Source organism: Calothrix sp. FACHB-168 (genome assembly GCF_963889195.1).
Lineage (GTDB): Bacteria > Cyanobacteriota > Cyanobacteriia > Cyanobacteriales > Nostocaceae > Aulosira > Aulosira anomala_A.
This window is the reverse complement of record NZ_CAWPNJ010000049.1, coordinates 41,763-63,588: the sequence shown is the minus strand read 5'-3', so window position 1 is coordinate 63,588 and position 21,826 is coordinate 41,763. Positions and strand designations below refer to the sequence as shown.

Here is a 21,826-nt window from a genome sequence, read left to right as displayed (position 1 = left end):
GCGCAAAATTGTAAAACCAACGTACACATCCAAACGACTTTGCAAGCAATACTACCTGCTCACCAGTCGGATAGATTCTGTATTTGTAGGCTTTCAACATTGTGCTTACCAAACTATAGCTTCTATGGTAAAATGAATCCCTACTCATGTAAAGTCCCCCTGGAAGGGGGAGGTTTTAAACCCAAATTTTCGATAACCATATTGCTGCATCTATTCACTGAAAAATCTCAATTTGCCCCATGAGTACAATGCCAATCTTACCCAACTACATCAATGGTCAGTGGTGTACATCAACAAACGCTACAGAATATTTAGATGTCATCAATCCAGCAACCGCAGAAATATTAGCGCAAGTACCTTTATCACCTGCGTCTGAGGTAAATCAAGCAGTTGCGGCGGCGGTGGCGGCGTTTGCGACATGGCGACGTACTCCACCGACGGAAAGGGTACAGTATTTATTTAAGCTGAAAAATCTGTTGGAAGAAGATTTTGCAGATTTGGCGCGAACCATCACCAGAGAGTGCGGTAAGACTTTAGCTGAGTCTCAGGGGGAAATGCGACGGGCGATTGAAAATGTGGAAGTTGCTTGCGGAATCCCCATGATGATGCAAGGGACGAATTTGGAAGATATCGCCAAAGGAATTGATGAGATGATGATTCGCCAACCCTTAGGAGTGGCGGCGGTGATTTGTCCGTTTAATTTTCCGGGGATGATTCCTTTTTGGTTTTTACCTTATGCGATCGCAACTGGCAATACCTACATTGTCAAACCTTCAGAAAAGGTACCCCTGACAATGCAAAAAATCTTCCACCTGCTAGATAAAACAGGTTTACCTAAAGGGGTAATTAATTTAGTTAATGGCGGTAAAGAAGCTGTCGATGCCATTTTAGATCATCCGCAAATCAAAGCCATTAGTTTTGTTGGTTCCACACCAGTGGCTAAATATATATATAGCCGCGCCGCCGCCAATGGTAAACGAGTGCAATGTCAAGGTGGGGCGAAAAACCCCCTGATTGTTTTACCAGATGCAGATATAGACATGACTACACGCATTGCAGCAGATAGCGCCTTTGGTTGTGCGGGACAACGTTGTTTAGCTGCATCGATAGCCATTACCGTTGCTGATGCACGTAACTCGTTTACCGAAGCTATAGCCGAAACTGCCAAAAACCGGGTGGTAGGTAACGGTTTAGACAAAGGCGTGGAAATGGGGCCAGTAATTGATGTCAGGAGTAAAACCAGAATTGAGGGATTAATTCAGCAAGGGGTAGAAGAAGGAGCAAATTTGTTAATTGATGGACGAAAACCACAGATATCTGGTTACGAACAAGGTAATTTTATCTCCCCAACAATTTTAGAAAACGTCAATCCCGCAGGTGAAATCGCCCGTACAGAGATTTTTGGCCCTGTACTGAGCTTAATTCATTTAGATAGTATTGAAGATGCGATCGCCTTAGTTAATAGCGGTCAATATGGTAACATGGCTTGTCTATTCACCAGCAGTGGTGCAGCTGCACGTAAATTCCGCTACGAAGCTGAAGCTGGTAACATTGGCATCAATATTGGTGTAGCTGCACCAATGGCATTTTTTCCCTTTAGCGGTTGGAAAGAAAGCTTTTTTGGCGATTTACACGGTCAAAGCAATCACGCCGTCGAATTTTTTACCCAAACCAAAGTCGTAGTCGAACGCTGGCCTAGCAACTGGTCGCGCCAATTTTAACCCAAAAACAAAAGCTAAATGGTGGAAAACCCTACCAATTTACCACCAACTGTGGCTTTTACTGATTTGTTAGACTAAGCACACTAGGAATTTTCGGTCAAATCTCTGAACACGCCAGCAGACGAGGCTATTCATGCTTACAAGTACTCTACTTCTCTCGAACCAGCTCCCCACCTTACAATATTCTTCCACATCGGAACGATTCGATGACACTTGGGAAGCCCCTCTGGCTACCCTTTTGGGACTAGGACGCGCCGCAGGTGCCGACTTTATCGAATTTTACCTAGAACGTCGCAACTATATCAGCTGTCTAGCTGAAGATGACGCCATCACCAGTATTTCACCCAGTCTTGCCACAGGCGCAGGCGTAAGAGTATTTCGCGGTAAAGCTGATTGCTATGTCAGCACCAATAACCTTTCCTTCTCTGGGTTGAAAGCAGCCTTAGAAAAAGGTCTTTCTATCCTGGGATTGCAATTACCCGCACCCACAGCTTTTATCCCCGAAATCAATTTAGAATTACTTAGAGATTACGCTACAAAACGCGGTAAAGATGGTTGGTTACCACTGTGTAGTTCTATCCGCGAAATGGGAGAAGTTCTACTTGATGGTACTGCCCAACTCCAGAAAAAAGCCAGCCACGTGCAATCCCGTCGTGCCAGCTATTTCCGCGATTGGCAAGAAGTATTAGTCGCCGCCAGTGATGGAACTTTTGCCCGTGATATCCGCCTCACCCAATCTGTAGGCTTTAACCTACTCTGTGCCGATGGTGCTAATCGCGCCTCTATTGGCGAACGTGCAGGTAATACCAGCGATGCTAACTTCTTAAGAACTTGGGATTACCAACAAGCCGCCGAGCAAATATCCGAATCTGCTGGTAAAATGCTTTATGCAGATTATGTGGAATCTGGTACTTACCCGATTATTATGGCGAATCACTTTGGTGGCGTGATTTTCCACGAAGCTTGCGGACATTTATTAGAAACCACACAAATAGAAAAAAATACCACACCTTTTGCTGATAAAAAAGGCGAAAAAATTGCCCACGAAAGCCTAACAGCTTGGGATGAAGGACGAGCCGACAATGCCTTTGGTACCATAGACATGGATGATGAAGGTATGCCGGCGCAAAGAACATTATTAATTGAGAAAGGTGTTCTTAAGAACTTTTTAGCAGATAGAACAGGTTCTTGGCGCACTGGACACCCCAGAACCGGTAGCGGACGCCGCCAAAATTATACCTTTGCTGCTGCTAGCCGGATGCGGAATACTTATATTGCACCTGGCGAATACAGCGTTGATGATTTATTTGCCTCCATTGATAAAGGCATTTACTGTAAAAAAATGGGTGGTGGTAGCGTTGGTGCTACAGGTCAATTTAACTTTGGCGTTGATGAAGCTTATTTAATTGAAAATGGCAAAATTACTAAGCCATTAAAAGGCGCAATTCTAATTGGTGAAGCTAAGGAAATTATGAATAAAATTTCCATGTGTTCCCAAGATTTAGAACTTGCACCTGGTTTTTGTGGTTCTGTTAGCGGCAGTATTTACACTACAGTAGGACAGCCTCATATTAAGGTTGATTCTATTACCGTAGGTGGACGCTAATAGTTAATTTCTCCTCGTTACAAGATTACCTATCTCTTTCTTTGCGTCCTTTGTGTTCTAGCCTGCGGTAACGGCTACTCTTTTGGAGTTTTTAAACGCAGAGGAACACAGAGTCTAGCGCAAAGGTACGCGGAGTTTTTATGAAGAGAAGTTGTGATTAATTAAGGCAACACTTTACTTAGGTATTCTTGTGGTGAAACACAATTAATTAGAACCATCAATGAACACAGATAAAGATATATATTTGTGTCATTCATGGGTTAAAAATCCAAAATCCAAAATCCAAAATTGACTATGCCAACTATCAATGAGATTGCAAATTATGCCAAGGAAAATGCTGAGAAACTTGGTATTCAAAAATTCGATATTTATGGTTCTACTGTAGACGAAACTAGCGTCCAGGTAGACCAAGGTGAACCAAAACAAGTTAAAGCTTCTAATCGTTCTGGTGTAACAGTTCGTGTCTGGAATGAAGAGAATACAATGGGTGTCACCAGCACTACGGATGTAGACCCCAAAGGATTAGAATTAGCTTTAAAAACTGCCTATGAAGCTAGTTTTTTTGGTGTTAAGGAAAATGTTCCTGATTTTAGTCCAGAGGCTACTATTCCTATTGAAAATACACCTCATGACAAAGTACCTCAAGCACCTGTTTCGGAACTTATCGAAAAATTATTGGTAGCTGAAAAAGAATTACTATCAGCTCATCCCGCAATTAACGGTGTACCATATAATGGTTTGGCGCAAAGAGATATTGACAGATTTTATCTCAATAGTGCAGGCGCAGTCAGAACAGAATCACACTCTATCGCATCGGTATATCTTTACAGTAAAACCGAAGAGGAAGGAAGAAAACCTCGCAGTGCTGGCGCTTTTAGAGTCAACCGGGGTGTAGAAAAATTAGACATCAATGGTTGTATTCAAGAAACTGCTGAGAAAACTATCAGCCACTTGAATTATGAAAAAATCAAGTCTGGTAAATATTTAGTTGTGTTCTCACCGGAAGCTTTCTTAAGTTTGTTGGGTGCTTTTTCTAATTTATATAATGCCCAAAATATTCTCGATAATCAAAGTTTATCAACTGCTGATGATATCGGTAAGCAGATTGCTTCGCCCCTACTTTCTGTAGTTGATGATGCACTACACCCTGCTAATATTGGTGCAGAAACTTTTGATGGTGAAGGTACACCTACTCGTCAGGTTTCTTTGATTGAAAAGGGCGTTTTAGCGGGCTTCCTTCACAGTGCGGGAACTGCGAAAAGAATGAATGCTCAACCAACAGGTAATGCAAGTATTGGTGCAAAAGTTAGCGTTAGTCCTAACTTTTTTCATGTATTTAGAGCCGCCGAACCTGAGCAAGAATTAAGCTTAGAGACTGCGGAAAATGTAATTTTGATTGATGATTTACAAGCTTTACATGCGGGCGTGAAGGCTTTACAAGGTTCTTTTTCTCTACCTTTTGATGGTTGGTTAATTAATAAAGGTGAGAAAACTAGTATTGAATCTGCAACAGTCGCCGGCGATTTCTTAGAAGTTTTGCAATCGATTATTTGCGTAGAAAAAGAGCCTGAGTTAACACCAGGTGGTGTTTGTCCTCGCATTTGGGTGAATGAACTCTCGATTACTGGTGATTAAGATTTAAGAGTTGGGGGTTAGAAATTAGAGTTAATACTAGTTTCTAACTCTTCACTATTATTCTTCACCGCCAATACCTAGATTAATATCAAATCCCTCAGCGCCATTAAGATTAGTTCCAATCATCACAGCACCATCTACTTGAGCATTGTGTAAACTAGCTCCGCTTAAATTAGCATTAGTAAGATTAGCATTATTGAAGGTTGTACCACTGGCAAAGACTTCTTTCAAATTAGCAGCTTCCAAATTAGCGCCAGCTAAATCAGCACCTTCTAAATTTGCACCTGCTAAATTTGCACCTTTTAAATTAGCGTTTCTCAAATCTGCGCCAATTAAGTGCGCACCGCTAAGATTAACACCAGTTAAATCACATCCAGCACATACTCCAGTTTCTAACAAGCGTTTTACTTGCGCTTGGTTGGCGCTAGCTTGAGCAGAAATTGGTGCAGCTAAAGCGAGGGTGCTGAATAAAGCTACTGCTGTCAACAATGTCTGTCTCATAATGATTTTCTCCTGTTAATCCTACAATCTCATTTTCCCAAATTCTCAAATTAAGTCTTCATACAATTGGCGTAATTTACTACCCGAATATTTTCTACGTACTCATACCTGGGTTAGAGTAAGACACCCGAAAAATCTCTGTTTGATGGATGTTGAGGTTTAAGGTGGGAGATAGAGATGAATATAATTTTTCGGGTGTCGAACAAAAGATACAGTTAGCTTCTGACTAATGCTGAGAGTATACCCCTGGAAATAACTAACAAAATTCTACGTTAAAGACCTGCGCAGCCGTTGTTCTAAGTCAGCGAGGTCTACTCCAAGATTTTGTAAAACTTTAATTGCTACTCCTGGTTCTCTATCTGCTTCTCTTCCCTTGAGCAGACCTAATAAAATATGTTCTGTGCCAATATAATTCACACCTAATTGGCGCGATTCTTCTACCGTTAGTTGTAATACTTTCTGAGCTTTGGATGTAAATGGAATATCCAGGGGTGTCAATCCCCGACCTCTACCGATAATTTTTTCTACCTCAATTTGAGCATTTTCTAAGTTTACCCCTACAGAGTTGAGAAACTGTGCTGCAAAACCGCTACCTTCACCAACGAGTCCTAGCAATATTTGCTCGGTACCAATGTATCGATGTCCTAAGCGGCGAGATTCACTTTGCGCTATGGATATAGCTATCAAGGCTTTTTGGGTGAATCTTTCAAAACCTCTGAGGTGGAATCTATTAGATGTAAATCCTAAGATTTTTTCAAAAATCGATTCAAAAAATCTTTCCAACATAAACCCCTCCTGCTGGGATATATTGTTGATTGCATCAAGATTGTGATCGCGTTTTGTTCTTCCGGTAGACAAAAAAGACAATAAATCTTCCATTGTCTCTGCATTGGCGGAATACCACAAAAATTGCTTGTCTTTGCGGCTATTAACTAATCCTTCAATTCTCAGCTTTTCCAAATGGTGCGATAGGGTGGAGTTAGGAATCTTCAGCTTTTCCTGAATCTCGCCTACTGTCATTCCATCTGGATAACTCGCAAACAGCAACCGCATAATTTCTAAACGTGGCTCTGAACCTAATGCAGCAAAGATATCTGCATAGCGAGCTGTGTCTTCATTATTTATTGCCATATTTCTAGAATAATCGAAATAATAGTTTTGTCAACTCATGCTCAATAGAAACTAAGGGCGGGGAGACCCCGCCCCTACGGGTGTGTTTTATGATTAGGCTGAGACTTTACCGCTACCAATGAGATATAACAAGGCCATCCGCACGGCTACACCACTGGTAACTTGTGCTTGAATTAAGCTAAATTCTGGATCGTCCATCAAGTCGGAGCTAATTTCCACACCGCGATTGACTGGCCCTGGGTGCAATACTTTGACATTAGGTTGGCAAAGTTGCAATTTATCGCGAGTAATGCCAAATAATTGATGATATTCTCGCAAACTAGGTAATAAATGGGCAGTCATGCGTTCTTTTTGCAGGCGCAAAGTCATGACAAAATCAGCGTCGCGTAAAGCAGGTTCTAGTTCCCAATGTAAAAATAGCTGACGCTGGGGAGAAGTTGTTTCTTCTGAGAAATACTCGGCAAAGATTTTGGGTAAGAGGGTTGGGGGTGCGGCTAAATGAACTTCTGCACCACTGGCTGTTAAACTCCAAATATTCGATCGCGCTACACGAGAATGAAGAATATCGCCAACAATGGCAATTTTTTTACCTTTTAACAATTCTATGTGGGGATTGGCTGGATCGATTAAAGTACAGATGGTGAATAAGTCTAGCAATGCTTGGGATGGATGCTCGTGTTGACCGTCACCGGCATTGAGTACGCTAACTTTAACACCTAAACGATCCATTTCTTGTGCGATCGCATTTGGTACTCCAGCTTCTCGATGGCGAATCACCATAATATCAGTTCCCATCGCCAAATAAGTCTTCGCTGTATCTAAAATTGTCTCGCCCTTTGTCATGGAAGAAGTAGCGGCGGCAAAATTGAGGGTATCTGCGCTGAGACGTTTAGCAGCGATTTCAAAACTACTGCGAGTGCGGGTAGAAGGTTCAAAGAACAAATTCGCCACCACCTGTCCCTGTAAAGTTGGTACTTTCTTTGTGCGTCGCGATAGCACTTCTTGGAAACTCGCAGCTGTTTGCAATACAGCATCGTATTCAACGGTAGTAAAGTCGTTAAGGGAAAGAATGTGATGACGATTCCAGGTGGTAGTAGGCATAAATATTGTTCGGTTTTTACGTAGAGATGATGATTAAGTAGTTCTCTACAGCTTTTAATTTACATATGCAGAGGCAATGATACCACCTGTCTTTTAGCGAACTCTAAAAAAACAATTAATTTGTTGACTGTTGACTGTTGACTGTTGACAGAAATTTAGCAATCTCTGATGCGATCGCACTTTTTCGATAACTCAACTCTTCTCCTCAGTTAATGATATAGGCGCAACAATAATTCCTACCAAAATCCGCAGTAATTCTTCTAATTCTTCAGGTACGCGATAAAGTTTTAAATCTTGAACAATGCGTTTTTCTTGACGGTGAAATATACCAAATCGCCAATCTTCTCCTGTGGTGACAGCGCCATAAAGTAGAGGTGTTGGTGATTGTGTCCATTGATCAAGGGCAATTAATTCTACTGCTAATTGAGTAAATCCTCGACCTAAATCAGATTGCTTGGCTTCAATTACTAATATTCCCGCATCACTGTTAATGTAATAATCAAAGCTACCTTTTAACTGTTCGTTAACATTAATGGGATATTCAATATTTAATTGAGTTTGGGTTTCTGCACAAATTTCTAATAAAGTGGGGGCAATTAATACCTCTCTTCTTGCCATTTCACTTATGGGGTTAACGTAGGCTAAATTTCTTGACAAGTAGCCGCTTAAAAAGTCTAAACCATTAAGTTTATCTCTATATTTTGGTAAATCCAGCCGTTGACGTTGATAAGTACAATTAAATTCTGCAAGAATCTCAGCTGGTGCATAAGGCAGTTCAAAATATTTACTAAATGTGTCACTTGTACCTGCTTGCAGAATGCACGGGCGGTTCATAAAAGCATCAGCCAAATTTTTTATTCCGTTATGGATATGGACTTACGCAAAAATTTTCCAAATCCTTAATTTATGGAACCGCCAAGACGCCAAGTACGCCAAGAGTTCGTAGAATGTGCGTAAGTCCTAATGGATATGGATTTAAATTTAAACCATAACGATAGATTTTCATAAATTACGAGTTATTGTTGAATGTAGCTTTGTCACCATTTCTGTCCGCGCTGATACCCCAAGCTTACGAAACATGCGTTTGAGGGCTTGCTTGACAGAATTTTGGCTAATCCACAGCCGAGCGGCGATTTCCCCATTGGTTAAGCCTTGAGCGACTAATTCAGCAATTTCTAACTCCCTTGGTGTGAGGGGGTTAGGTAATGAGGGTTTGATAATTTGAGGTTTTGCCCGCAAGGTGGCAATTTTTGCGGAAATGTGAATGCATAAAGCACTCAAATCGGCTAAATCGTTACCGTCAAAGGGTGGACTACCTTGAGCGCGAGCTAAGTTGAGGGTTCCTACCAGACGACCGTCACAGACTATGGGGCCTGTCATTACATGTTCGTGATCGTGACGCGGACAAATATGCTTCCAATCTTGTTCTGATAGTATTAATTGCTCGTGCGCAGGTGCATGACGCTCAACTACGTAGCGTCCGATGGGATTACCTTGTAAGCAGACGGCGGGAATATCGGAAACATCAATCTCAGTCTTTGACTGGTCATCTATGAAAGAGATACCCCAATGTTGCACGCCAAAATGTTCGCTAATTTTGTCCGTGAGCGCGAGTTTTAGCTCTTGCTCATTGCCGACGTTAGCGATCGCAGCAAATGCAGCATGAAGAGAATTAGTCATAAAGTGTACCCAGTTGGGGACTATGCGGAGCTTCACAATTACTTCTATGCTAATACCAAGGAAAGCAAAAACGCTAATATCACTACTGGCTATAGGTAAACACATGACAGTTACACAAATTTCTGCTCAGGAACTTTTCCGGGCTGCTTATGAAAATCGTTACACTTGGGACAAGGATTTTCCTGGCTATACAGCTGATGTTACCTTGAAAAATGACGCTCAAGTGGCTACAGCTAAGGTAGTCGTTAGCGCTAATCTTAAGGCGGAAGTTTCAGATGCATCGGACGATCAAGCCAAGCAAGCGATTCAATATCAAGCTTGGGAAATCGCGATTCACCGTGTCCGCCGTGCTTTTGAAGATACCCACAGTGCTAATACTTTCAGCTATGGCGCTACCGAAGCTGATGGTTCTGTAGAAATTTTAGTTGGTGGTAAGGCTGAGGGCGATAAATATAAAGTCCGCAATAATGAAGTTAGCCACGTTCATCGTTTGGTTCACGGTACTTTTGTGACCATTGATACCTTTAGCAGTCACCAAACTGGCGAAGGCTATTTGTCTCACACCTACGATTCTGTATACCATGACCCGGCAACAGGTGAACAAAAGGGTGGTAGAAGTGAGTTTACCGATGAATATGAAAAAGTTGGTCAGTATTTCATTCTCAATCGCCGGGAAATTAAGACTGAGATTGAAGGAAAAGTTACAACTCAGGAATTTATCTTCTCTAATATCCAGTTGTTAGAACCGACTGCTTAATTTACTTTCACTCCTTAATCTCATAATGAGCGATCGCATTTCTTCTGGTGCGATCGCTTTTTTGTTAGAGACAGAGACGCGATGAATCGCGTCTGTACAATGGTCAGGAGTTGGGGCATTCATTACTGTACTATATCAATATATAGGAATGAAACGATTAAAATTCAGGCGATCGCTTTGAGGATTGAGGTTGCTCATTTTAATTTAATGAGAATCGGCAACAGATAGACCTGATAATTATCTTGGTTTCGACCTATCTACATTAGTTATCTTGCCTTGATTTTTGCAAGCCGATGAACACTAAGCTAAAACCGGATTGGGCTGGAGAAGATACGCTTTCCAAGTTTGTCAATCTCCTGATACAGACTAAACCCATCTATCAATTGATGAAGCAGCAAGCCAGGAAAGTACTCATCAACACTGCTGAGAAAAACGGCGTTCCCTGGCGGAAAAACTATCAAACGCTGAAATCATCGGGAATCACAGAGCAAATTACCAAGATGACTAACCCCGATGTTGTTTATCCTGACTATTATAAAGTACCGTTTCACGCCTACAGTGAGGGTAATCTGTGCTGGGATGCGGCTTTTGAAACTGAGTCCGCTACCTATTCAATGGCGTTACGGGTATGGCCGAAAGAAAACTTAACTTGGGAAGTCGCCCATGCACGCCTCAGAGGTAGTTTTCATCAAGTTCTCGCTACTTATGCACCTCAGGAAGTCCGAGATATTTTAGATATTGGTTGCTCGGTAGGGGTTTCTACTTTAGCTTTACACCGCTATTATCAACAAAAGCAGAGTCATCCTGTGCGTACAGTAGGGCTAGATTTATCACCCTATATGCTAACTGTTGCCCGCAATCTTGATACCAAGGGTGAGATAACAGAGTGGATTCACGCACAAGCAGAGAATACAAAATTACCTGATAATTCTTTTGATTTGGTAACGCTTCAGTTTGTCACCCATGAATTGCCAGGGTATGCTAGTCAAGCAATTTTCGCGGAAGCTTTAAGATTACTACGACCTGGTGGTGCGATCGCAATTGTAGATAATAATCCCAAATCCCAGGTAATCCAAAACCTGCCACCAGTGCTATTTACATTAATGAAAAGCACCGAACCCTGGAGCGATGATTACTACACCTTTGATATTGAAGCTACATTGCAAGCTGTAGGTTTCGCGCCACCAGTTACAGTAGCTAGCGATCCTCGCCATCGGACTATTGTGGCGAGAAAGCCTGAGTAAGGAGAGTAGGGGAAGGGGACAAGGAAGACAAAGAATTTTAGATTTTAGATTTGCAATTTTGGATTCTAATCTAAATCTAAAATCCAAAATCCAAAATCCAAAATTGTTTCAATGCCCAATGCCCCAAATTTTTTTGCAAAATTGCATAATCTTCTATCTAAGGAATGATAGGTAGACATAATACGACCTCCTAGAGTTGATACCCCCCCTGCCTACCAGGGGTTTTTTCGTCTTTTGTAGCCAGCAATCCTCCCATAAAGCTCAAAAAAGCAAAAGCATCTCACGAGCAACATCTAGTCAAGCAATCTAGATTATTTTTAAATAGTATCTAGTAAAATTAGTGATATTATTTCTCAATAAGGATTTATGTATTAAGGATAAAAATGCTAGATAACGAAGTAAATAGTATATTTTATGCCCTGTTATCGGCATTTTTTGCAGCGTTGACGACCATCTTTGCCAAGATTGGAGTCGAATCGATTAATCCCAATTTAGCAACTGCAATCCGTACAGTAGTTATTCTCATCATTGTTTGGGGTTGGGTTCTCGCTAAAGGACAACTCAATACATTACTGACAATTAGCCCAAAAACTCTACTGTTTCTTGTTTTTTCAGGGTTGTCAACTGGTTTTTCTTGGTTGTTTTACTTTCGGGCTTTACAATTTGGCAAAGCTTCTTTAGTCGCACCTTTAGACAAATTGAGCTTGGTTTTGGTGCTGATATTTTCGGTATTTTTTCTCAAGGAGCAACTAACGCTGCAAGTGATATTAGGGACTGGCTTGATTTTAACTGGTACACTTATTTTGATTCGTTAAGCTGTTAAGTAGTTAAACATATTAATTACACCAGTCAACAGCTTAAAAGAATATCTATATAACGCATAAAAGTCTCTCTATGTAAAGAGTCTAGCTTGTGGCTGCAAACATAACAATCTGTTTCATTAGAGATAGCATTTGTTAATAGAAGTCATGATGCATGAGATTCTAGATAAAGTCTAGAGATTATGTGGAGGTTAAACACAATGTTTGGGAAGTCAACAGTTATCATTACAGGTGCATCTTCAGGGGTGGGTTTATACACTGCGAAGGCGATGGCTAACAAGGGATGGCACGTAGTGATGGCCTGTCGTAATTTAGAGAAAGCGGAAGCAGCAGCCCAATCTGTAGGCATACCCAAGGATAGCTATACTGTTCTGCATATCGATTTAGGCTCCTTGAATAGCGTGCGGCAGTTTGTGAATAACTTTCGCGCTAGCGGTAAAAGTCTAGATGCTTTGCTGTGCAATGCGGCAATTTATATGCCTTTAATTAAAGAACCGTTGCGCAGTCCAGAAGGTTACGAGTTGACGATGACTACTAATCATCTCGGACATTTCCTGCTGTGTAACCTCCTGCTTGAGGATTTGAAAAAATCACCTCATGGCGATCGCCGTCTTGTCATTTTAGGAACTGTCACCCATAACCCCGATGAATTGGGCGGTAAAATTCCCCCACGCCCAGATTTAGGAGATCTCGAAGGTTTTGCTAACGGATTTAAAGAACCAATCACGATGATTGACGGTAAGAAATTTGAACCTGTCAAAGCTTACAAAGATAGCAAAGTCTGCAATGTGTTAACTATGCGGGAACTACACCGCCGTTATCACGATTCAACTGGTATTGTTTTCAGTTCTCTGTATCCCGGTTGTGTAGCTGAAACGCCTTTATTCCGCAACCATTATCCCCTATTCCAAAAAATATTCCCCATTTTCCAAAAGTACATTACCGGCGGCTATGTATCTCAGGAATTGTCTGGGGAAAGAGTTGCATCAGTCATTGCCGATCCTGAGTATAAGCAATCTGGTGCTTACTGGAGCTGGGGAAATCGCCAAAAGAAAGACCGCCAATCCTTTGTGCAAAAAGTATCTCCCCAAGCCCGCGATGATGAAAAAGCAGAAAAACTGTGGGATTTAAGCGCCAAATTAGTCGGATTAGCTTAAAAATTCAAAATTCAAAATTCAAAATTTAAATTTGTTAGTGGGGGGATTTAAACTCCCACTAATGATGCTCACAGAAAACTTATCCGCCAAGAATCAAGAGAGCAAAGTACAAGTTTTGGCAAGTTTAATTTTTATTAATATGGCGTAACCAGCGATACAATCTTTTTAAGGGGTAAATTGAGCGAACGCTATCAATTGAGCCAACATTAAAGGGTAAGTTAACAGTAAAAGTACTACCTTTACCTAATTCACTTTTGACATCTAAGCTACCGTGATGTGCTTGTACAATTGCTTGGGCGATCGCTAATCCTAACCCAGAACCGCCAGTACTGCGAGAGCGATCGCTATTTATGCGGTAGAAGCGATCGAATATGCGCGTCAACTCTGGTTGGGAAATCCCAATACCTGTATCTTGCACCTGAATTACAGCATAATAATCATTGCAATCTACATAAAGCGTTACCTTTCCGCCGGCTGGGGTGTAGTGAATGGCATTGACAATTAAGTTAGAAAATAGGCGATAAAGCTGATCTTGATTGCCAATGACATTTAGGGGATGGGAAACTGAGATAGAAGCGGTGAGTTTAATTTGAGATGCGATCGCCAAAGCTGCAAACTCTTCGATTAAATCGTTGATAATATCATCCAAACCGCAAATCTCCCGTTGCATTGGTACTGATTGACGATCTAAGCGAGTTAATAGCAGTAAATCTGTTACCAAAGTAGTTAGTCGTTGATTTTGACGTTGGGTAGTGCGGAGAATTTCCCGCGCTTCTGCTTCATCCAGGTGAGACAACATCAATGCTGATTCTACTGTGGCTTGAGTTGCAGCTAAAGGTGTGCGTAATTCATGGGCTGCATCGGCTGTAAATTGTTGAATTTGTCTGTATGAGCGATAAATCGGTTGCATTGCTAATCCTGCTAACCACCAACTAGCAATCCCCACCGAAAGCATGACAATTGGTAATCCAAAAATTAAAGTGAGTTTTACCCCCGTCAGATAACTATTAAAATCTGCCAAACTGCGCCCTACTTGAATGTAACCCCAATCGCGATTATCTTGGGTATGTAAAACAAAAGAAATTTGATGATATAAGTTGCCTTTTTTATCTTTAAGAGTTTGCCAAAGTTCTTTATTAAAGGCTGTGGTTAATCCTGCTGGATGATTCCCCGCTATAGCAATTAAACGTCCTGAATTATCAAAAAATCGGACATAGTAATTGCTTTGATTAATGGCGCTTAAAATATGACGTTTAGAGTTGGATTTTTCTTGAATGCAACTTTCACCAACTACACAAATATTCGGTAAAATTCTGTTTATTACTGGTTCTAATTGCGCAGGTTGATGTAGTTTTAATTCGATGGTATCGTGTAAAGTTCCCGCTACAGATTCCAGTTCTCTATCTAATGTCATCCAGTGAGCATGAGAGATTGCTTGATAAATACCAAACCCACAAATACTTAAAATGAAAGCCATAACCAGGGCATACCACAGCGCTAAACGCAAGCGAGTTTTTTGAAATAGTGTATTTTGATTCATAATTAAGCATTTTAAACCTATGGAATAAAATTTAAAATTGGAGAATATAAGTAGAGTGTGATATTAAAATGTGACTTTTGGGAATCTTAAAAATAAGAACATCATGAAGATTTTGATATGACTTGCACAAGAAAGAAATAGTAAATCCAAAATAATTTAATTGAGAAGATTCAAACGATATCCAGTACCATGCAAAGTTTCAATCATATTCTCGCAACCGCTATGAGCTAATTTACGTCGCAGCAATCGCATTTGTGCTGCTACTACATTACTAACTGGCTCGGCGCTGACTTCCCAAAGTTGATTGCGAATTTGTTCTGTGGTGACAATTTGGTTGGGATGTTTCATAAAATATTCTAGTAGCTGAAATTCCTTATTTGTTAGAGGAATTTCCTGTTTGTTTCCCGCAGAATCATGACTGACAACTAAATTGTTACCATAATCGAGAGTTAATTTTCCAACAGTTAATTCCTGTGGCTGAAATTGGGGCGATCGCCTTTGTAATGCTCGCAATCTAGCTAATAATTCTGCCATACCAAAAGGCTTGACTAAATAATCATCTGCACCTGCATCTAAGCCAGCAACTTTATCTTCCATGCTGTCTTTGGCTGTGAGCATTAAAACGGGTAAAGGATTTTTATGCTGGCGTAGGCGTTTGCATAATTCTAAGCCTGATATTCCCGGTATCATCCAATCAAAAATAGCTAGGGTATATTGTGTCCAACTATTTTCTAAATATGCCCAAGCATCATCACCATCAATTACCCAATCTACTAAATATTTATGTTGGGTAAGAGTTCGCTTAATAGCACCGCCTAAATCTTCTTCATCTTCTACTAGTAATATTCGCATATGGTAAAGCCAGAAGTTGCTACAGACTACGTGAAACACGGAAACGTCAACCCTGAAGTTAATTCAGACTACGCGAAACACGGAAACGTCAACCCTGAAGTTGATTCAAGGAACCCTGAAGTTAATTCAGACTACGCGAAACACGGAAACGTCAACCCTGAAGTTGATTCAAGGAACCCTGAAGTTGATTCAAGGAACCCTGAAGTTGATTCAAGGAACCCTGAAGTTGCTACAGGGGACTTACAAAAAATAAATTACCCATATTTCGTAGTGCGAGCAGCGTTCGACTGAGCGCTGCTCGCACTACAAATTTATTGGGTATTTAAAAAATTGGATGTTCCCAGACTACGCGAAACACGAAAACGGGAAGACGAATTTACCCGCAGGGCGATAAACATCTACCGATTAAAATTAAAGCGTCCATCTACTTTTTTACCGTTAATATCAGCATTAATCTTCACCTGATACTGACCTGTTAATTGTTCTTTTAATAAACCTGCATAATGCTTATCTTTAGCATCATAGCTTAAAGGAACTGTCTGCTGTTTACCATCAGGTAATTGCACTTGCGCTGTCACTTTAGCATTAGATATTGTTTCATGATTATCTCCTGTTTGTAAATAGAAATCTAGATGCGTTCCACTGGCTTCTTTCACATGAACAAACTCTAAATGGTAAGCACCTGTTTCTACAACTTGTCCGCCATGAGTTTTACCATGTTGTGGTTCTGTTTTCGCTATGGGTGCGGCTGATGTTTGACTATTAGGACTAGAATTAGCTTGATTATTTTCTGTATTTGCTGCTTGTTGATTGTTACTACAAGCACCTAAAAATAATAAGCTAATACTGCTAATAATTAGTAAGCTAGATTTGAGTGAATTCATAGATTTAATCCTCAATAAAATTTATCATTTTTGCAGCAAAATTTTGCCAAATTTAGCATATAAAGCAGGTATTACTACCAATGTCAATGCTGTAGATGTAAATAAACCACCCAAGACAACTATAGAAAGCGGTTGTAATATTTCCTTACCAGGGCCGCTGTCAGCTATTAAAGGTGCTAAACCTAAAGCAGAGGTAAAGGCTGTCATTAAAATGGCGTTTAATCTTTCCATTGAACCTTTGATTAAAATTTCTTTCAAAGGCATTCCTTCGGCAAACTTGGTATTGTAATTATCTACTAGTAATAAACCATTACGAGTCGCCACGCCAAACAGAGTAACAAAGCCAACTAAAGAAGCAATAGAAATAATTCCGCCAGATAAAGCTACAGAAAATACTCCTCCTACTAATGCCAAGGGTAAGTTAATCATAATTGTGGCGGTTGAAGGAATAGATTTGACGGAAATGTACATGATAACTGTAATGGCAATAAAAGCGATCGCACTATAAATTAAAATATTTTGTGTGGCTCTTTCTTGGGCTTCAAATTGCCCTGCATACTGGATATAGTAACCAGATGGGGGATGTACTTGTTGATTGACTTTTGCTTGAATTTCATTGACAACGGAGCGTAAATCTCTACCGCTAGTATTCGCAGAAACGACAATTAACCGGGAGACATTTTCCCGATTAATGGTATTTGGCCCTGTACCATTTTCAATTGTGGCGACTTGGGCTAATGGTATCTTTTGTCCAGCAGGAGTATCAATTAATAAATTACCAATTGTATCTAAATTTTGCCTAGATTCGGGCTTTAACCAAACTACTAAATCAAAGGTTTGTTGTTTATCTAATATTTGTGAAACTACTTTACCATTTAAAGCAGTTTCCATAATTTGGGAAATTTTACCCACTGTTAAACCATAGCGGGAAGCATCTGTGCGATTAAATTTAATTTGTATTTGTTCGATGGGTACTTGCGGTTCTAGTTGTAAATCGACAATCTCATTTACAGTTTTCATTACCTCATTTACTTGACTCCCAATGGTGCGGAGTTGTGCTAAATCGGAGCCGAAAATCTTAACTGCGATCGCACTTCTTACCCCAGATAATACCTCATCCATTCTATGGGAGATAAAACCGCCAATATTGGGCGCGACTCCTGGTAATTTCGCCATTTCTTCCCGCAGCTTTTTAATCGCCCCTTCCCTGTCTTCTAGGGCTTCCCGGCTCAATTCAATATCTAAATGTGCTAAATTTACCCCTCCTGCATCGCTATCACCTGGTGCGCGCCCGGAACGCAACTGTACATAAGGAAATCGCGGATCGCCTTTGAGTGCTTGCTGAATTGCTTCCCCCGCAGCGTTGGTAGTCTCCAAGGAAACACCAGGGTAGAGTGTCAGGGTATTTACCAAGGTTTGCTCTTGAAACTCTGGTAAAAAGACTCTACCAAAACTAGGAGCGATCGCGATCGCAGTTACTATACTTGCAAGGGCTAAGGCTAAAATAATTCCCGAATTTCGCAGCGAAAACCCCAACAGAGGATAATACAACCGCTTAAAAAATCTCGCTACCCAAGGTTCATTTTCTGGCAAGTGACCGTGAGGTAATAAAATTGCACATAAAGCGGGAGTTATCGTCAAAGCTGTCAGACTCGACGCAATCACAGCCGCCATATAGCCTAACCCCATTGGGATAAAAATGCTACCTTCTACCCCAGTTAAAGCAAATACAGGAGCAAAGACAACGATAGTAATGATAGTTGCGCCAAATACCGAATCTCTTACTTCTTGACAACCATCAAATACCACATCTAAAACTGGGCGAGGATGGGGAGAATATTTATTTTCTCGTAAGTTGCGGTAAACATTTTCTGCATCAACAATTGCATCATCAACCGCCGAACCAATCGCAACAGCTAACCCTCCCAAAGTCATGGTATTTAAACCTTGTCCTAACCAATTGAGGAGAAATATACCGATTAATAAAGATAGAGGTAAAGCAGTTAAACAAATGGCGAGGTTCCGCCAATTCATTAAAAAAGGAATGAGGATAATAGCAACAATAATACTACCTTCAATTAAAGCTGCGCGGACATTTTCAATCGCAGCATCAATATAGTTTTCTTGGCGAAATGTCGCCGTTACTTGAATATCTTTTGGTAAAGCAGCTTTAATTTCTGCGATCGCTTGTTCAATAGCGCGGGTAACGCTTGGTGTATCTGCTTGCGGCTGCTTGTTGATTGTGACAACAACAGCCTGTTTCCCGTTAAAACTGCCATCACCTCTTTTAATTGCTGCGCCGATTTTTACATCAGCCACATCAGATATTTTAACTGGCGTACCATTGCGAGCAGTAATTGCAGATTGTTGTAATTCCTCAACAGATTCAATTCTACCAATCCCCCGAATTAATTTCTCTCTATCTGGGGTAATCAAATAACCACCAGGAGCATTAATATTTGCAGCCGCCGTTGCTTCCTCTACATCAGCTAAAGTAACATTAAAAGCTTTTAATTTTTCTGGATCGACTAATACTTGATATTGCCTAATATCACCACCATAAGCAACAACTTGACTAACTCCCGGCACAGCCAAAAGCCGATTTGTCACTTGCCAATCGACAATTCGCCGCACTTCCATTAAAGGTGTAATATCAGAAGTAAAAGCATATTGTAATACAGTACCAATTGGGGAACTAGTAGGAGAAATTTGTGGCGTTTCCACCCCAGCAGGTAACTTACCTTGTGCTTGTTGTAACCTTTCCGTTACCAACTGACGCGCTTGATAAATATCACTCCCCCAATCAAAAATCACCTTCACCACAGAAATCCCGGCTGCGGAAGATGAACGCACTGCTGTCACCCCAGGAGTACCATTAATTGCACTTTCAATCGGTAAAGTCACCAAAGATTCCAACTCTTCCGGTGCGAGTCCTGGCGCTTCCGTTTGAATTTCTACTTGTGGTGGCGCAAAACTAGGAAAAACGTCCAAAGGCATTTGGATAATTGTACGAAATATCCAAATTATCAGGATAATTGTACTCAAAACCACTAGCCAACGGCGAGCGATCGCCCATTTAATCATCGCACTAAGCATCTTGAGAATTTTAGATTTTAGATTTTAGATTTTGGATTAAAAATCCTGCCCATTGAACATTGGCGAGATTTTGTTATCTTTTTTACTTCTCTCTTTCAAAAAACTTCTTCTTTGTGTACTTCGCGCCTACCCTGCGGGAACGGCTTCGCCGAATGCGGTTCGTTATTCAAACCACCTGAATCCTGCTTCGCTACGTAATGGTTATCAACCCATTCTGGGGATATATCTGCTGATGCTGTATTCAATTGATATTGATGTTTGCGGCGACGACTAGCCCAAGAAACACCACCCATAAAAGCTACACTAAAAAGTGCAACACCTCCCCCTACACCCACCCACAAAGGAATTAAGGAATTAGAATTTTTCTCTTCTGTTTGGGCACTGAGCGAAGTCGAAGTGCCATGTCCATGCTCCTCTACTGCACCACTCCCCCGCAGCGATTGTGCGTAAAGTTGCGGAGCGCGTTGGGTAACAATTAAACCCCCAGCAAATAACCCAGTTTTTACCTCCACCATATCGCCAGAGGTTTGCCCTAAAGTCACTTCCACAGATTGATAGGCGTTACCATTTTGGATATAAACCTGCTTTTTACCATTGGCTTCCACTACCGCCGCACTGGGAATCACTAAACTAGGCGATGCGGTTTGCGCTGTTAACACTTCCAGTTCTGCAAACATTCCCGGTTTGAGCAATCCGCCGAAGTTCTCCAATTCAGCTTGTACGGGAACAACTCGCGTTTCTCCTTCCACCACCGAGCCAATGCGGGTAATTTTGCCTGTAAAACTACGGTTAGGCACAGCAGCAACTTTAACAATTACCCTTTGACCAGTCTTAACTTGATTTAAATCCTTTTCATAGATATTTGCGGTGGCAAAAACCTTGCTGTCATTGACAATCGTCATCAATTTACCGCCCGTATCCTCAAAGGATTGACCGAGGGTAACTTCTCTATCCGCTACCTTACCAGTAATCGGGGATACCACCGTCACCAATCCTTGAGCATTGGCGCGGGTTCCTAATTGGGAGAGGCGAGTTTGATAAGTGGTATTGCTTAGTTGAATGCGCGATTTTGCCACTTCAACGGCGGAAGCAGCGCGTTTTAGCTGATTTTCCGCCTCAATTACTTCCCGGCGACTATTAGCTTTAGTGAGTTCGGCTTTAGCTTGCGCTAGCTGGGTTTGCGATTCTAAGGCTGTACGTTGGGGTAAAGCGCCAGCAGCGACTAACTGCTGATCTTTATTGTATTTTTCTTGGGCGAATGCTACTTGTGTTTGCGCTTGAGCGATTTCTGCATTGGCTATTTGTTGATAGCGATCGCGATTTTGTTGAGCTAATTTTAAATCAGCTAAAGCTTGTTGTAAATCCGCCTGACCTTCTGCCAGTTTTTCTTGGGAATTAACCCGCAATTCCACCAAATCCGGGCTAGATACCACCGCTACTGCTTGACCTTTTTTGACTGTAGCACCCGGTTCTACCAACAACTCCACTACTTTCGCTTGAGCAATTGGTGTATTTACTTCTACCTTTTGGCTGGGTAAAGTCTCAATTTGTCCCGTAGTTTTAATTCCTACAGCTAACGCCTGGCTTTTCACTGGCTCAACTTTAATACCCAAGCGTTGCGCTGTTTGCGCATCAACTTTAATCGCTGTGGTAGAGGAATTTGCTTGACTTCCTCCTTGAAATTCATTACCATGCCCGCCGTGAGCTAAAACTACTGCGGGATTTGTAAATATCAGTATACTGACGATTGTGCTAGAAACAGAGCGAATTGCTTGAGGTGGTTGGGAACGCAGAGGTTTAGACATCGCTATCAACAAAGCTATATTTTCCAGTGTTTCATCTAAATATGAAATTAAGATGAAATCAATCAATGATAGACTCTAAGTATTGAGAAGAAAAGGTCTAAAATCAGCACCGTAACTTCCCTGTTTTTATGTTAAGTAATATTTTTTACTCACTTTATTTAAAGTAGAATAATCCCTATTGGGGAAATATAGCCCTTTTTACAGCAGTTTCAGGACTTATATAAATTTATGCTCGGTTTCTTGGGCTATTAATCCAAGCTATCGCGCTTAAGGTAGCAATTTCACAAGCTAAGTA

General features: G+C 41.1%; 19 protein-coding genes and 2 pseudogenes. 8 read left to right on the top strand and 13 right to left on the bottom strand.

Annotated elements, in window-relative coordinates:
- Positions 1-100 (bottom strand): helix-turn-helix domain-containing protein (locus AACW45_RS27050; RefSeq protein WP_190636097.1); only part of this gene is annotated, 100 nt, incomplete at its 3' end.
- Positions 101-239: 139 nt separating this feature from the next.
- Between AACW45_RS27050 and AACW45_RS27045 the strand changes: the two genes are divergently transcribed.
- The 3 genes from AACW45_RS27045 (at position 240) to AACW45_RS27035 (ending at position 4,962) form a co-directional block, all read left to right on the top strand.
- Positions 240-1,721 (top strand): CoA-acylating methylmalonate-semialdehyde dehydrogenase, encoded by a 1,482-nt coding sequence (locus AACW45_RS27045; RefSeq protein WP_190636096.1) that lies wholly within the window; start codon positions 240-242, stop codon positions 1,719-1,721.
- 133 nt (positions 1,722-1,854) lie between these two features.
- The gene (locus AACW45_RS27040) at positions 1,855-3,327 is read left to right on the top strand and encodes a TldD/PmbA family protein (protein ID WP_190636095.1); all 1,473 of its coding nucleotides are present in this window, start codon (positions 1,855-1,857) and stop codon (positions 3,325-3,327) included.
- 294 nt (positions 3,328-3,621) lie between these two features.
- The gene (locus AACW45_RS27035; RefSeq protein WP_190636094.1) at positions 3,622-4,962 is read left to right on the top strand and encodes a TldD/PmbA family protein; all 1,341 of its coding nucleotides are present in this window, start codon (positions 3,622-3,624) and stop codon (positions 4,960-4,962) included.
- A gap of 57 nt (positions 4,963-5,019) precedes the next feature.
- Here AACW45_RS27035 and AACW45_RS27030 read toward each other — a convergent pair whose 3' ends face one another.
- The 6 genes and pseudogenes from AACW45_RS27030 to AACW45_RS27005 form a co-directional block, all read right to left on the bottom strand.
- Entirely contained in the window at positions 5,020-5,463 is a 444-nt protein-coding gene (locus AACW45_RS27030) for a pentapeptide repeat-containing protein (RefSeq protein WP_190636093.1), read from the bottom strand.
- A gap of 273 nt (positions 5,464-5,736) precedes the next feature.
- A pseudogene (locus tag AACW45_RS27025) lies at positions 5,737-6,213 on the bottom strand (Clp protease N-terminal domain-containing protein); the annotation flags it as partial.
- 126 nt (positions 6,214-6,339) lie between these two features.
- Positions 6,340-6,594: pseudogene (locus AACW45_RS27020) on the bottom strand (ArsR/SmtB family transcription factor); the annotation flags it as partial.
- 93 nt (positions 6,595-6,687) lie between these two features.
- A complete protein-coding gene (locus tag AACW45_RS27015) occupies positions 6,688-7,695 on the bottom strand; it encodes an aspartate carbamoyltransferase catalytic subunit (protein WP_190636092.1) in 1,008 nt (335 codons plus the stop codon).
- A 192-nt stretch (positions 7,696-7,887) separates the two neighbouring features.
- Positions 7,888-8,529, bottom strand: a complete 642-nt coding sequence (locus tag AACW45_RS27010) for a hypothetical protein (RefSeq protein WP_190636106.1) — start codon at positions 8,527-8,529, stop codon at positions 7,888-7,890.
- Positions 8,530-8,697: 168 nt separating this feature from the next.
- Positions 8,698-9,375 (bottom strand): helix-turn-helix transcriptional regulator, encoded by a 678-nt coding sequence (locus tag AACW45_RS27005; protein ID WP_190636091.1) that lies wholly within the window; start codon positions 9,373-9,375, stop codon positions 8,698-8,700.
- Between the two features lie 103 nt (positions 9,376-9,478).
- Here AACW45_RS27005 and AACW45_RS27000 point away from each other — a divergent pair, with 103 nt between their 5' ends.
- Positions 9,479-10,132: a DUF3386 domain-containing protein gene (locus tag AACW45_RS27000; RefSeq protein ID WP_190636090.1), complete on the top strand. Its 654-nt coding sequence runs from the start codon at positions 9,479-9,481 to the stop codon at positions 10,130-10,132.
- On the opposite strand, the gene AACW45_RS26995 is transcribed toward AACW45_RS27000, so the two are convergent.
- Positions 10,115-10,255 (bottom strand): hypothetical protein, encoded by a 141-nt coding sequence (locus AACW45_RS26995; protein ID WP_190636088.1) that lies wholly within the window; start codon positions 10,253-10,255, stop codon positions 10,115-10,117. The two genes, AACW45_RS27000 and AACW45_RS26995, sit on opposite strands and share 18 nt — an antisense overlap.
- Before the next feature lie 170 nt (positions 10,256-10,425).
- Between AACW45_RS26995 and AACW45_RS26990 the strand changes: the two genes are divergently transcribed.
- From AACW45_RS26990 to AACW45_RS26980, 3 genes are all read left to right on the top strand, one after another.
- Complete coding sequence (locus AACW45_RS26990) at positions 10,426-11,376, top strand: class I SAM-dependent methyltransferase (RefSeq protein ID WP_190636086.1); 951 nt, start codon at positions 10,426-10,428, stop codon at positions 11,374-11,376.
- 383 nt (positions 11,377-11,759) lie between these two features.
- On the top strand, positions 11,760-12,191 hold the full coding sequence (locus AACW45_RS26985; protein ID WP_190636085.1) for an EamA family transporter: 432 nt from the start codon (positions 11,760-11,762) through the stop codon (positions 12,189-12,191).
- A 206-nt stretch (positions 12,192-12,397) separates the two neighbouring features.
- Positions 12,398-13,354 (top strand): protochlorophyllide reductase, encoded by a 957-nt coding sequence (locus AACW45_RS26980; protein ID WP_190636083.1) that lies wholly within the window; start codon positions 12,398-12,400, stop codon positions 13,352-13,354.
- 124 nt (positions 13,355-13,478) lie between these two features.
- Here the strand turns inward: AACW45_RS26980 and rppB are convergent, their stop codons facing one another.
- Together rppB and rppA are read right to left on the bottom strand one after the other, a co-directional pair.
- The gene (rppB, locus tag AACW45_RS26975) at positions 13,479-14,894 is read right to left on the bottom strand and encodes a two-component system sensor histidine kinase RppB (RefSeq protein ID WP_190636081.1); all 1,416 of its coding nucleotides are present in this window, start codon (positions 14,892-14,894) and stop codon (positions 13,479-13,481) included.
- 156 nt (positions 14,895-15,050) lie between these two features.
- Positions 15,051-15,746, bottom strand: coding sequence for a two-component system response regulator RppA (gene rppA / locus AACW45_RS26970; protein WP_190636079.1), 696 nt, complete (start codon positions 15,744-15,746; stop codon positions 15,051-15,053).
- On the opposite strand from rppA, the gene AACW45_RS26965 reads away from it, so the two are divergent.
- Positions 15,747-16,037 carry a hypothetical protein gene (locus AACW45_RS26965; protein ID WP_190636078.1) on the top strand — a complete coding sequence of 97 codons (291 nt, stop codon included), beginning with the start codon at positions 15,747-15,749 and terminating at the stop codon, positions 16,035-16,037.
- Positions 16,038-16,144: 107 nt separating this feature from the next.
- On the opposite strand, the gene AACW45_RS26960 is transcribed toward AACW45_RS26965, so the two are convergent.
- From AACW45_RS26960 to AACW45_RS26950, 3 genes are all read right to left on the bottom strand, one after another.
- The gene (locus tag AACW45_RS26960; protein ID WP_190636075.1) at positions 16,145-16,630 is read right to left on the bottom strand and encodes a hypothetical protein; all 486 of its coding nucleotides are present in this window, start codon (positions 16,628-16,630) and stop codon (positions 16,145-16,147) included.
- Positions 16,631-16,654: 24 nt separating this feature from the next.
- Entirely contained in the window at positions 16,655-19,726 is a 3,072-nt protein-coding gene (locus AACW45_RS26955) for an efflux RND transporter permease subunit (RefSeq protein ID WP_190636068.1), read from the bottom strand.
- 95 nt (positions 19,727-19,821) lie between these two features.
- Positions 19,822-21,531: an efflux RND transporter periplasmic adaptor subunit gene (locus AACW45_RS26950; protein WP_190636067.1), complete on the bottom strand. Its 1,710-nt coding sequence runs from the start codon at positions 21,529-21,531 to the stop codon at positions 19,822-19,824.
- Between the last annotated feature and the right edge of the window lie 295 nt (positions 21,532-21,826).

What these genes read in the sequence shown, in the direction of transcription:
- AACW45_RS27045 (WP_190636096.1), top strand. Translation starts at nt 240, where the DNA reads ATGAGTACAATGCCAATCTTACCCAACTACATCAATGGTCAGTGGTGT.
- AACW45_RS27040 (WP_190636095.1), top strand. Translation starts at nt 1,855, where the DNA reads ATGCTTACAAGTACTCTACTTCTCTCGAACCAGCTCCCCACCTTACAA.
- AACW45_RS27035 (WP_190636094.1), top strand. Translation starts at nt 3,622, where the DNA reads ATGCCAACTATCAATGAGATTGCAAATTATGCCAAGGAAAATGCTGAG.
- AACW45_RS27030 (WP_190636093.1), bottom strand. Translation starts at nt 5,463, where the DNA reads ATGAGACAGACATTGTTGACAGCAGTAGCTTTATTCAGCACCCTCGCT.
- AACW45_RS27015 (WP_190636092.1), bottom strand. Translation starts at nt 7,695, where the DNA reads ATGCCTACTACCACCTGGAATCGTCATCACATTCTTTCCCTTAACGAC.
- AACW45_RS27010 (WP_190636106.1), bottom strand. Translation starts at nt 8,529, where the DNA reads ATGAACCGCCCGTGCATTCTGCAAGCAGGTACAAGTGACACATTTAGT.
- AACW45_RS27005 (WP_190636091.1), bottom strand. Translation starts at nt 9,375, where the DNA reads ATGACTAATTCTCTTCATGCTGCATTTGCTGCGATCGCTAACGTCGGC.
- AACW45_RS27000 (WP_190636090.1), top strand. Translation starts at nt 9,479, where the DNA reads ATGACAGTTACACAAATTTCTGCTCAGGAACTTTTCCGGGCTGCTTAT.
- AACW45_RS26995 (WP_190636088.1), bottom strand. Translation starts at nt 10,255, where the DNA reads ATGAATGCCCCAACTCCTGACCATTGTACAGACGCGATTCATCGCGTC.
- AACW45_RS26990 (WP_190636086.1), top strand. Translation starts at nt 10,426, where the DNA reads ATGAACACTAAGCTAAAACCGGATTGGGCTGGAGAAGATACGCTTTCC.
- AACW45_RS26985 (WP_190636085.1), top strand. Translation starts at nt 11,760, where the DNA reads ATGCTAGATAACGAAGTAAATAGTATATTTTATGCCCTGTTATCGGCA.
- AACW45_RS26980 (WP_190636083.1), top strand. Translation starts at nt 12,398, where the DNA reads ATGTTTGGGAAGTCAACAGTTATCATTACAGGTGCATCTTCAGGGGTG.
- rppB (WP_190636081.1), bottom strand. Translation starts at nt 14,894, where the DNA reads ATGAATCAAAATACACTATTTCAAAAAACTCGCTTGCGTTTAGCGCTG.
- rppA (WP_190636079.1), bottom strand. Translation starts at nt 15,746, where the DNA reads ATGCGAATATTACTAGTAGAAGATGAAGAAGATTTAGGCGGTGCTATT.
- AACW45_RS26965 (WP_190636078.1), top strand. Translation starts at nt 15,747, where the DNA reads ATGGTAAAGCCAGAAGTTGCTACAGACTACGTGAAACACGGAAACGTC.
- AACW45_RS26960 (WP_190636075.1), bottom strand. Translation starts at nt 16,630, where the DNA reads ATGAATTCACTCAAATCTAGCTTACTAATTATTAGCAGTATTAGCTTA.
- AACW45_RS26955 (WP_190636068.1), bottom strand. Translation starts at nt 19,726, where the DNA reads ATGCTTAGTGCGATGATTAAATGGGCGATCGCTCGCCGTTGGCTAGTG.
- AACW45_RS26950 (WP_190636067.1), bottom strand. Translation starts at nt 21,531, where the DNA reads ATGTCTAAACCTCTGCGTTCCCAACCACCTCAAGCAATTCGCTCTGTT.